At 72.2% G+C, this 8,840-nt stretch carries 10 protein-coding genes; 4 read left to right on the top strand and 6 right to left on the bottom strand.

Features of this window, described 5'->3' with window-relative positions:
• Positions 1–16: 16 nt before the first annotated feature.
• Complete coding sequence (locus QRO03_RS15910; protein WP_285138470.1) at positions 17–733, bottom strand: hypothetical protein; 717 nt, start codon at positions 731–733, stop codon at positions 17–19.
• Positions 730–1,863, bottom strand: coding sequence for an o-succinylbenzoate synthase (gene menC / locus QRO03_RS15915; protein ID WP_285138471.1), 1,134 nt, complete (start codon positions 1,861–1,863; stop codon positions 730–732). Before menC ends, QRO03_RS15910 begins: the two co-directional genes overlap by 4 nt.
• Positions 1,864–2,077: 214 nt before the next feature.
• Between menC and QRO03_RS15920 the strand changes: the two genes are divergently transcribed.
• Positions 2,078–2,890, top strand: a complete 813-nt coding sequence (locus QRO03_RS15920; RefSeq protein ID WP_285138472.1) for an SDR family oxidoreductase — start codon at positions 2,078–2,080, stop codon at positions 2,888–2,890.
• 5 nt (positions 2,891–2,895) lie between these two features.
• Positions 2,896–3,105: a multidrug transporter gene (locus tag QRO03_RS15925; protein ID WP_285138473.1), complete on the top strand. Its 210-nt coding sequence runs from the start codon at positions 2,896–2,898 to the stop codon at positions 3,103–3,105.
• Between the two features lie 15 nt (positions 3,106–3,120).
• Here QRO03_RS15925 and QRO03_RS15930 read toward each other — a convergent pair whose 3' ends face one another.
• Positions 3,121–3,807 (bottom strand): GNAT family N-acetyltransferase, encoded by a 687-nt coding sequence (locus QRO03_RS15930; RefSeq protein ID WP_285138474.1) that lies wholly within the window; start codon positions 3,805–3,807, stop codon positions 3,121–3,123.
• Between the two features lie 171 nt (positions 3,808–3,978).
• Here QRO03_RS15930 and QRO03_RS15935 point away from each other — a divergent pair, with 171 nt between their 5' ends.
• Positions 3,979–4,377 (top strand): MFS transporter permease, encoded by a 399-nt coding sequence (locus tag QRO03_RS15935; protein ID WP_285138479.1) that lies wholly within the window; start codon positions 3,979–3,981, stop codon positions 4,375–4,377.
• Between the two features lie 182 nt (positions 4,378–4,559).
• Here the strand turns inward: QRO03_RS15935 and QRO03_RS15940 are convergent, their stop codons facing one another.
• A complete protein-coding gene (locus QRO03_RS15940) occupies positions 4,560–5,882 on the bottom strand; it encodes an MFS transporter (RefSeq protein WP_285138475.1) in 1,323 nt (440 codons plus the stop codon).
• A gap of 400 nt (positions 5,883–6,282) precedes the next feature.
• Between QRO03_RS15940 and purU the strand changes: the two genes are divergently transcribed.
• Positions 6,283–7,164, top strand: coding sequence for a formyltetrahydrofolate deformylase (purU, locus tag QRO03_RS15945; protein WP_285138476.1), 882 nt, complete (start codon positions 6,283–6,285; stop codon positions 7,162–7,164).
• A 277-nt stretch (positions 7,165–7,441) separates the two neighbouring features.
• On the opposite strand, the gene QRO03_RS15950 is transcribed toward purU, so the two are convergent.
• Both QRO03_RS15950 and QRO03_RS15955 read right to left on the bottom strand, forming a co-directional pair.
• Positions 7,442–8,332, bottom strand: a complete 891-nt coding sequence (locus QRO03_RS15950; RefSeq protein WP_285138477.1) for an FHA domain-containing protein — start codon at positions 8,330–8,332, stop codon at positions 7,442–7,444.
• A gap of 14 nt (positions 8,333–8,346) precedes the next feature.
• Entirely contained in the window at positions 8,347–8,622 is a 276-nt protein-coding gene (locus QRO03_RS15955) for a hypothetical protein (protein ID WP_285138478.1), read from the bottom strand.
• Positions 8,623–8,840 lie beyond the last annotated feature (218 nt).

An 8,840-nucleotide genomic window follows, 5' to 3' on the forward strand; every position in this document is an offset into this window, starting at 1 on the left:
GTGCGCGGCATCCAGTTTATCGAAGCGGCCCGACCTCGCCCGGCCCGTTCGCTCCGGCTCGATCGCGTTCCTCCCGCCAGCTCTGCAAGTAGGGCATGGCGACGTTCGCGGAGTGGGCCGCGAGGGTCGCCCGGGCGGCCGCGGCGAGCGCCTCGGGCGGGGGGACCGAGCTGACCGGGGTGTGGGCGATCGGGTACGGGAAGCGGCTGCGGAACATGTCCATCCACAGCAGGGTCAGGTCGCCGTCGTCCGGCAGCGTCGCGTGCGTACGCGACCCGCGCTCGTGCCGCTCGATCCGCCACCCCGGCCGAACGCGTGTCGCCGTGTAGTCGGGATCGCCTCCCCACGACCAACCGCCGCGGCCGCGCACGGGCGTGCCGTAGCCCGACCCGTCGAGCGCGAGCGCGAGCGCCTCGGGGGTCCACGGCGCGGGGAAGAAGGTCGACAGGCTCACGCTGAGCGCCAGCGCCGACAGGCGAGGGGCATCGGTCGCCGCCCGCGGAAGCTCGGCCTCGAGGGTGGCGGCGAGCGCGATCGTGACCGCCGACGGGTCGCCCGTGTCGAGCAGCAGCACGAAGGTCTGCAGCGACCGCAGGTAGGTGCGGTGGGCCGCGGCATCCGCGAACGGCGGGATCGGGATGCCGTCGACGACCGGTCGTCCCCACGGCACGTCGTCGCGGTCGGTCTCGCCGAGACCGTGACGTCCGCCCTCGTCGGGCCCGGTCGCTCTCACCGCGTGATCCGTTCCCGCCGCACGGTGAAGGCCTCCAGCGCAGCCGCGTCGATCTCGACGCCGAGCCCGGCGCCGGTGGGCACGCGCACGTGGCCGTCCTCCAGCACCGCGGGTTCGGTGACGATGTCGCGATCGTAGAAGCGGGCGGATGCCGAGATGTCCCCCGGCAGCGTGAACCCGGGGAGGGCGGCGAGGGCGGCGTTCGCGGCGCGTCCGATCCCCGTCTCGAGCATGCCCCCGCACCACACCGGGACGCCGGCGGCCACCGCGCGGTCGTGGATCCGGACGGCCTCGAGGTAGCCGCCGACGCGGCCCGCCTTGATGTTGAGGATCGCCGCCGACCCCAGCGCCAGCGCGTCGGCGGCCGCCTTGTCGGACACGATCGACTCGTCGAGGCAGACCGGGGTCGTAAGGCGTTTCGCGAGGGTCGCGTGATCGACCAGGTCGTCTTCCTGCAGGGGTTGCTCGATCAGCAGCAGGTCGAAGCGGTCCAGTTCGGCGAGCAGGTCGGCATCCTGGAGGGTGTAGGCGGAGTTCGCGTCGACCTGCAGCGGGATGCCGCCGAAGGCCGCTCGCACGGCGGCGGTGTCGTCGACGTCGCGACCGGGTTTGATCTTGATCTTGATGCGCACGTATCCCTCGTCGAGGTATCCGCCGACGGCGTCGACGAGCGCCTGCGGATCGCGCTGGATGCCGACCGAGACCCCCGAGGGCACCCTGTCGTTCCGGGCGCCGAGGTACTGCGCGAAGCTGCGGCCCTCGGTGCGGAGGGCGGCGTCGAGCACGGCGAGCTCGAGACCCGCCTTGGCCATGCGGTGCCCGACCACCCCGTCCAGGATGCCGCCGACCTCCTCGGGCGCGAGGATGCGGCGCCGGAGCAGCGCCGTGGCGAGGAAGCGGGTGAGAACGTCCCATGCGCCCTGCGTGTACTCGCTGGAGTACGACGGCTCAGACTGCGTGACGACCTCGCCCCACCCGCGCCCGTCGGACGTCTCGGCGGTGACGATGATGACCTCTCGCTCGGTCTCGGTGCCGAACGACGTCGTGAACGGCGAGACGAGCGGGATGCGCAGGACGCGGAGTTCCACGGCATCCAGGGTCACGGGACCGGCAGGGCGCAGGAGAGGCATGGGGGCAGGGTAGCGGGGTCGCGGCGCGGCGGATGTGCCGCACGGCGGCGGTGCGCCGACTCCGGAGGTTCGACCTGCGCGGTCGCGTGAAGCCGCGCGAGGCACGGAGGTGGACCAGAACGCCGGGGTTCCGCCCGGCCCGCGACCGTAACGCCCGCACCGGGTGGTGGCAAGGCCGCCGACCTCACGGGGGCGCCCGCGTACCGTCGGGCTCATGAGCGACGACTTCACCCCCCGCCACGCCATCGTCACCGGCTCCGACTCGGGCATCGGTGCGGCCACCGCCCTCGCCCTCGCCGACGCCGGCATCGACGTCGCGATCACCTACCACTCCGACGAGGACGGGGCCGAAGAGGTCGCCGAGGCGGTTCGTGCCCGCGGTGTCCGCGCGATCGTCTCGCAGTTCGACGCCACGGACTTCGACGCCGTCCCGGATGCCGTCAACGCCATGGCCGACGAACTCGGTGGCCTCGACGTGTTCGTCAACAACGCCGGCGGCGGCATCGGCGGCTCGTTCCTCGACCTCGACTTCGACACGTGGCGCACCGACATCTCGCTGAACCTCGACGGTGCGTTCCTCGCCCTGCACACGGCTGCCCGCCGCATGGTGAAGGCCGGCAACGGGGGTCGGCTCATCGTCGTCTCGAGCGTGCACGAGCACCAGCCGCGTGTGGGCTCCGCCCCCTACGTCGCCGCCAAGCACGGCGTCGGCGGCCTGATCAAGACGATGGCCCTTGAGCTCGGTCAGTACGGCATCACCGCCAACGCGGTCGCCCCCGGTGAGATCGCCACGCCCATCAACGACATGTCGGCGGAGGACGCCGACCGCATCCATCGTCCCGGCATCCCCCTCGGACGCCCCGGAAAGCCCGAGGAGATCGCCGAGGTGATCCGCTTCCTCGCCTCGCCGTCGGGCTCGTACGTGACCGGCGCGAGCTGGGTCGTCGACGGAGGGATGCTGCAGATGGGCCCGCAGGCGGGCTCGCACATGGAGTCCGACGCGTGGCGTTCGGCCGGTGAGGAGTGAACGCGATGAGCGACGAGAAGAGCTTCGAAGAGAACCGCCACGACCAGCTCACGAGCGCGCCGAAGGCGACGGAGGAGGACGCCGCGCCCCGGTTCGACGTGAGTCACCACGACGGCGTCACCCGCGTCGACGTGCGCGATGACGCGGCCGTGCGTCCGGGTCCCGGTCAGGGCGACCCGGCGGCGGAGGAAGACGTCCCGATCACCGAGCAGTAGACAGCGTCGCGCGGGTCACCCGACGATGAGGTAACCGCGACGGTCGAAGCCGCCGATGCGCCGACCGGATGCCAGGTGGCCCCGGAGGTCGTCGCGAAGCCGCCGGCGCCACGCGGCGGCGGCCGCGGGGTCGCTGCGGCGCAGGGCCTCGATGTCGTCCGGCACGGCCACGACGGCGACGACGTCCGCCTCCTTCGGCGGCGATGCGGGGGGCTCCGCGAGCGGCCAGGTCACCATCACGCGGTCGGACTCGTCGCCGCGGTTCACGGCATCCGCCATCGCCCCGTAATGGTCGACGAGGTACTCGGTCGCGCGGGCCCTGAGCACAGCGAGGTTGAAGTAGGCGTTTCGGGCCACCAACGGGTCGAACGTCCAGGTGATGTGTCCGACGCCGCGGTGCAGGGCCCAGGCGCGCTGGTGCTCCTTGAGCTGCCGCCCCAGACCCTTCCCCTGGTGACCGGGCAGGACGCCGGTGATGTGCGAGTGCATCGACCTCTCTGCGGGCGAACCGAAGAACGCCGCCGAGGCCCCGATCATGCGGTCGCCGTCGAAGAGTCCGACGACGTAGTTGCCCGCGTGCTCCAGGGCGCGCAGGATGTTCGCCGGCATCGTGCCCGGCTCGCCCCACACCTCGTCGAGGATCCGGGCGGCCTCGTGGATGCCGTCGACGTCGTCCAGGGTGCGGATGTCGATCGCGCTCATGCTCCGAGTCTCGCACCGTCGTCCGGCGTCGCGGTGACGCGCGCGCGTGACGTTTCGCCTCGTCATCCCGTCTTACTGGTGTATGCGAACGAATGCGTCACCGACGAGAGGACACGACATGGCATCCCCGTTCACCGCCCGCTGCGAGACGTCGTCCGAGGTGCTCCCGTGATGCGCGTCACCTCGTCCCTCGCCCGCCGCCCCCGCGGCGTCTACATCGCGACCGGCGTCGGTGCCGCCGTGACGGCGATCATCGCCCTCGCGCTCTACCTGCCCTTGGTGGGCTTCCTCGCGGCCACGACGGCGAGCACGGCCGGGCTCGTGCCATTCCCGTTCGCGAGCGTCATCGGCGTGACCCTGCTCGGTCTCGTGATCGTGGCGGGTGCGTTGCTGCTGGCCGTCACACGCCGTCGTCCGTGGATGTCGTGGACGCTCGCGGTCATCGCGATCGTCGTCGCCCTCGCGGTGACGGTGTTCCCCCTCATCGCCGTGGCCGTCGGATCGGCCGACCGCGCGTCGGACATCGTGCCGATCATCACCGACCTCTGGCAGCGGGTGACCGGCGGCTGAGACCGCGCGCGGGGCCCGACCGGCGGGTGAGACCGCCCGCAGGCCCGACCGGCGGGTGAAACCGCGCGCAGGCCCGACCGGCGGGTGAAACGCGCGCGGTGCGGGGCCCGACCGACGGCTGAGACCTCGCGCGGCGCGGGGCCCGACCGACGGCTGAGACCTCGCGCGGCGCGGGGGCCTGGTCAGCGGGGCAGCACGCCGCCCACGTGGCGGATCGTGCGGCCGCGCTCGATGACGATGGCGATCCCGCCGATCAGCCACAGGGGCACCTGCGCGAGGAAGGCGATGCGGAACGCGTCGAGCGAGTAGGTCTCGGGCGTGCCCGCCCCCTGCACGTCCATCGCGATGCCGATGAAGAGGATCGCCAGGAGCGCCGCGAGGAACCCCCCGCCGTTCACGATGCCGGTGGCGGTGCTGAGACGGTGGCTGGGGGTGAAGGTGCGGGCGTGGTCGAACGCGATCATCGACGCAGGTCCCCCGGTCGACAGGGCGAACATCAGCACCACCAGCAACCACACCGGCGCCGGCCCCGGCCAGGCGATCACCGCGATCCAGACCACGGCCTGGAACACGACCACGGGCAGCACCAACCAGCGGGAACGGCGGGTCGGATGCCGACTCGACAGAGCGCCGATCACGGGCCCGCACACGATGCCGAACAGCACGAGCGTCGTCATGATCAGCGACGCGGTGGCCGGGGCGAGCCCCTCACCGGCGGTGAGGAAGGGGAAGCCCCACAGCAGCATGAACGCCGTACCCGCGAAAGGCGTGGCGAAATGCGACCAGAAGCCCAGGCGCGTGCCCGGGTGCGCCCACGACTCGCGGAAACCCTGGCGCAGGTCGGCCGACGACGTCACCACGCGGATCGCGCCCGTCTGCGTGTTGACCGAGGTGTCGACCGCGTCGGCGCGGCGTTCGGGCGGACGGTTTCGGATGATGACGTAGGTGAGCACCGCGAAGAGCACGCCGAGGCCCGCGACGCTGCCGAAGGCGACGCTCCAGCTCGTCGCGTGCAGGAGTGCCGCCAGCGGCACCACCGCGATGATCTGACCGAACTGGCCGATGATGCCCGTCATCTGCACGAGCAGCGGCGCCCGCTGCGCCGGGAACCACGTCGCGATCACGCGCAGCACGCTCGGGAAGATGGCGGCGTCGCCCGCGCCGATCAAGACACGGGCCAGGATGCCGATCCCCACGGCGTCCGCGAACGCCATGACGAGCTGGCCCACCGCCATCAGCACCATGCCGATCGCGATCACCGGACGCGCACCGAACCGGTCGAGTAGCAGCCCGACGGGGATCTGCATCGCGCCGTAGACGAAGAGCTGGATGACGGCGAACATCGACAGCGCCGACGCGTCGGCGTCGAAGCGCACCGCGGCGTCCACGCCGACCGCCGAGAGGGAGGTGCGGTTGACGATCGACACGACGTACGCGAGGAGGCCGACGCCCCACAGCACCCAGGTGCGCCACCCCGGCCGGTCGAGGCGCGGGGGTGAGGTCATGGCATCCAGGCTATCCGGGACCCCCGACACCGCGGCCGCGGGTCATGGGATAGGCGTCGAGGTGGGGCGCCGGGACGGGGCGCCAAGATCCGAAGCCGGGGCGCCGAGGTCCGGCGTCGGGGCGCCGATACGGAGCGTCGGGGCGCCGGGGCGCCGAGATCCGGTGCCGGGGCGCCGAGGTCCGGCGCCAGGGCGCCGATACGGAGCGTCGGGGCGCCGGGGCGCCGATACGGAGCGTCGAGACGGGGCGCCGGGGCGGGGGATGTGCACCGGGGCGTGCGCCGACCGCCCCGGTGCACATTCCGAGCCCCAGTGCCCCGCTCGCCTGCGCCGGGGCGGGGCTTCGTCGGCGTGGGGCGGGTGGTCGGCGGGCGCCACCCGGGCACGGCAGAATGGTCCGATGGTCTCCGCGAGCCCCCACCTGCAGCCCGATCACGCCTGCCTCATCGTGCACGGCAAGGACACCCCCGGCATCATCGCCGCCGTCTCGGCCCTCATCGCGCGACAGGGCGGCAACGTGGTCGCCTTCGACCAGTACTCCGACCAGCTGCGCGGCGGTGCGTACTTCCAGCGCGTCGTCTTCCACCGCCCCGACCTGCCCGCCGCCCTGCCCGAGATCGAGGCCGACCTCGCGAAGACGCTCGGCGACGGCTTCGAGCTTGAGTGGAACCTCACCGATCTGTCGACGCCGAAGCGCATGGCGATCCTGTCGTCGAAGCAGGACCACTGCCTGCTCGACCTGCTGTGGCGTCACCGCCGCGGCGACCTGCCCGTCAGCATCCCGATGGTCGTGTCCAACCACACCAGCTCGGCCGACGACGTGCGGTCCTTCGGGGTGCCCTTCTTCCACGTGCCCTCGACGCCCGGGCCCGACAAGGCGGCATCCGAGGCCCGTATCCTCGAGCTCCTCGTCGGCAACGTCGATTTCATCGTGCTGGCGCGGTACATGCAGATCCTCTCGCCCGACTTCCTCGAGAAGATCGGCGTGCCCGTGATCAACATCCACCACTCGTTCCTGCCGGCCTTCATCGGCGCGGAGCCCTACAAGAAGGCCAAGGAACGCGGCGTCAAGCTCATCGGCGCCACCTCGCACTACGTCACGAGCGACCTCGACGAGGGCCCGATCATCGAGCAGGACACCGTGCGCGTCACCCACGCCGACTCGGCCGCCGAACTCGCCCGCCGCGGCGCCGACGTCGAACGTCAGGTGCTCGCGCGCGCCGTGCTGTGGCACGCCGAAGACCGTGTGCTGCGCGACGGGAACCACACCATCGTCTTCTGACGCCGCTCTTCCCGGTATCGCGCGCCCGTCCCGGCACCCCGCCCCGGCACCCCGTCCCGGCGAGATCACGTGACCTCGCCGACCGCACACGCGCACATCTCGACAAGATCACGTGACCTCGCCGAGCGCACACGCACGGACGTGCGATCTCGACGAGATCACGTGATCTGGACACCCCAGCGCTGACAGGGCGACGAGATGACACGATCTGGCGGGCACGGGCACATCGCACACCTCAGACCGACCCGCACAGCCCGGGCAGACCGGCAGCGACGCGTCAGTCCGGGTCGCTCGCCCGACTGAGTGGACCGGTGCCGCCGCGCGGAGACTGCTTGCGCTGCCGGGCGAGCTCGCCGCCGACGCGTCCGCCGTAGGGACGGCCGTGATCGGCGAACTCGGCGCGGAAGTAGGCCAGCCGCCAATCGCCCAGCTCGATGCGCGCGCCGGTGCGGAGGATGCGCCCGCCACCGTCGCGACCCGGGCCCTGCTCCCGAGCTCCGCCGCCGCCGACCTCGTCGAAGCTGTACAGCACGTACTCGTCGTCGCCCTCGTGACGGATCTCCGCGTGCACGGGCGCGAGGCCCGGTAGGCGCAGGTCGGCCTCCTCGCCGGACCCGATGACCGTCTTGGTCGGGAGCAGGTCGAACTCGCGGGGCCGCGAGCCGTCCCACGTGGCGTCGCCGACCGCGAAGATCAATCGCGGACGACCCGAGCCGGGCGTGTAGTGAGTCGTCGTGACGCGTCGACGCACCGTGCGGTTGACCGTCGGCACGAGCGGGAACGGCGTCTCGGGCGGGATGGGGAACGTCAGCGCCTGGCCCCTGTTGCGGCGGGTCAGCAGCGGGGCGACGGCTCCCACCGATCCCAGCCGGATGTGGCGCGATCCCGTGATCGCCCGCTGCAGCACGCTCTTCTTCACGTCACCGAGCCGAAGGATCGGCCCGTCCGGGCCCTCGAGCTGCACGGAGATGCCGCGGGATGCCAGGGCGTCGGCGACCGTGGACAGTTCGGTGAGCGTCCGCCGACCGTTGCCGGGCAACCGCGAGGGATCGCTCACGACGATGCGAACCTCACTGCCCGCGGCCGTGACCGTGCCCTCGAACGGCGGGGTGTCGGCATCCCCCTGCTCGTGCTCCGAGAACGAAAGGTCGATGTCGAGGCGCACCATGATGGCGCCGCCCCTCAGTTGCCGCGGTACGGGTCGGACCCGGACGCGGTGTCGTCGCTCGTGGTGACGCGCAGGGTGCCGTTGAGCTTCCACGTCGCGCGGGGCGCGTCCGGGCCGATGTCGCGGGGCACCTCGACGGTCATGTCGACGAAGGAGTAGTTGACCGCGGCGCCGCGGCCGGTCAGGTACGACCACATCTCGCGCCCGAGGTCGGTCCAGTCGGTGATGGAGTGGCCCTCGGGTCCGCTGGAGTCGGCGAACGGGTCGGTGGTGGAAGAGGAGTCGGACATGGCTTCGGGGTCCCTTTCAATCGAGCGGTGTCGTTCGGTGGCCACCAGGGTCCCAGCGAGGGCGGACCACCCGGGAGGGATTGCGTTCTCGCCGCCGGTGGGGGACGATTCCCGACCGTCCCGAAGCGCCCGGCGGGGGGGGGGGGGGGGGGGGCCGGGGGGGGGGGGGGGGGGCCCCCCGCGGTCGGGCCGGGGGGATCACCCCCCCCCCCCCCAGA

This window comes from Microbacterium sp. lyk4-40-TSB-66 (assembly GCF_030209475.1).
Taxonomy (GTDB): Bacteria; Actinomycetota; Actinomycetes; order Actinomycetales; family Microbacteriaceae; genus Microbacterium.

Coding starts and splice junctions, on each gene's coding strand:
- menC (WP_285138471.1), bottom strand. CDS start 1,863: ATGCCTCTCCTGCGCCCTGCCGGTCCCGTGACCCTGGATGCCGTGGAA.
- QRO03_RS15925 (WP_285138473.1), top strand. CDS start 2,896: ATGAGCGACGAGAAGAGCTTCGAAGAGAACCGCCACGACCAGCTCACG.
- QRO03_RS15930 (WP_285138474.1), bottom strand. CDS start 3,807: ATGAGCGCGATCGACATCCGCACCCTGGACGACGTCGACGGCATCCAC.
- QRO03_RS15950 (WP_285138477.1), bottom strand. CDS start 8,332: ATGGTGCGCCTCGACATCGACCTTTCGTTCTCGGAGCACGAGCAGGGG.
- QRO03_RS15935 (WP_285138479.1), top strand. CDS start 3,979: ATGCGCGTCACCTCGTCCCTCGCCCGCCGCCCCCGCGGCGTCTACATC.
- QRO03_RS15920 (WP_285138472.1), top strand. CDS start 2,078: ATGAGCGACGACTTCACCCCCCGCCACGCCATCGTCACCGGCTCCGAC.
- purU (WP_285138476.1), top strand. CDS start 6,283: ATGGTCTCCGCGAGCCCCCACCTGCAGCCCGATCACGCCTGCCTCATC.
- QRO03_RS15955 (WP_285138478.1), bottom strand. CDS start 8,622: ATGTCCGACTCCTCTTCCACCACCGACCCGTTCGCCGACTCCAGCGGA.
- QRO03_RS15940 (WP_285138475.1), bottom strand. CDS start 5,882: ATGACCTCACCCCCGCGCCTCGACCGGCCGGGGTGGCGCACCTGGGTG.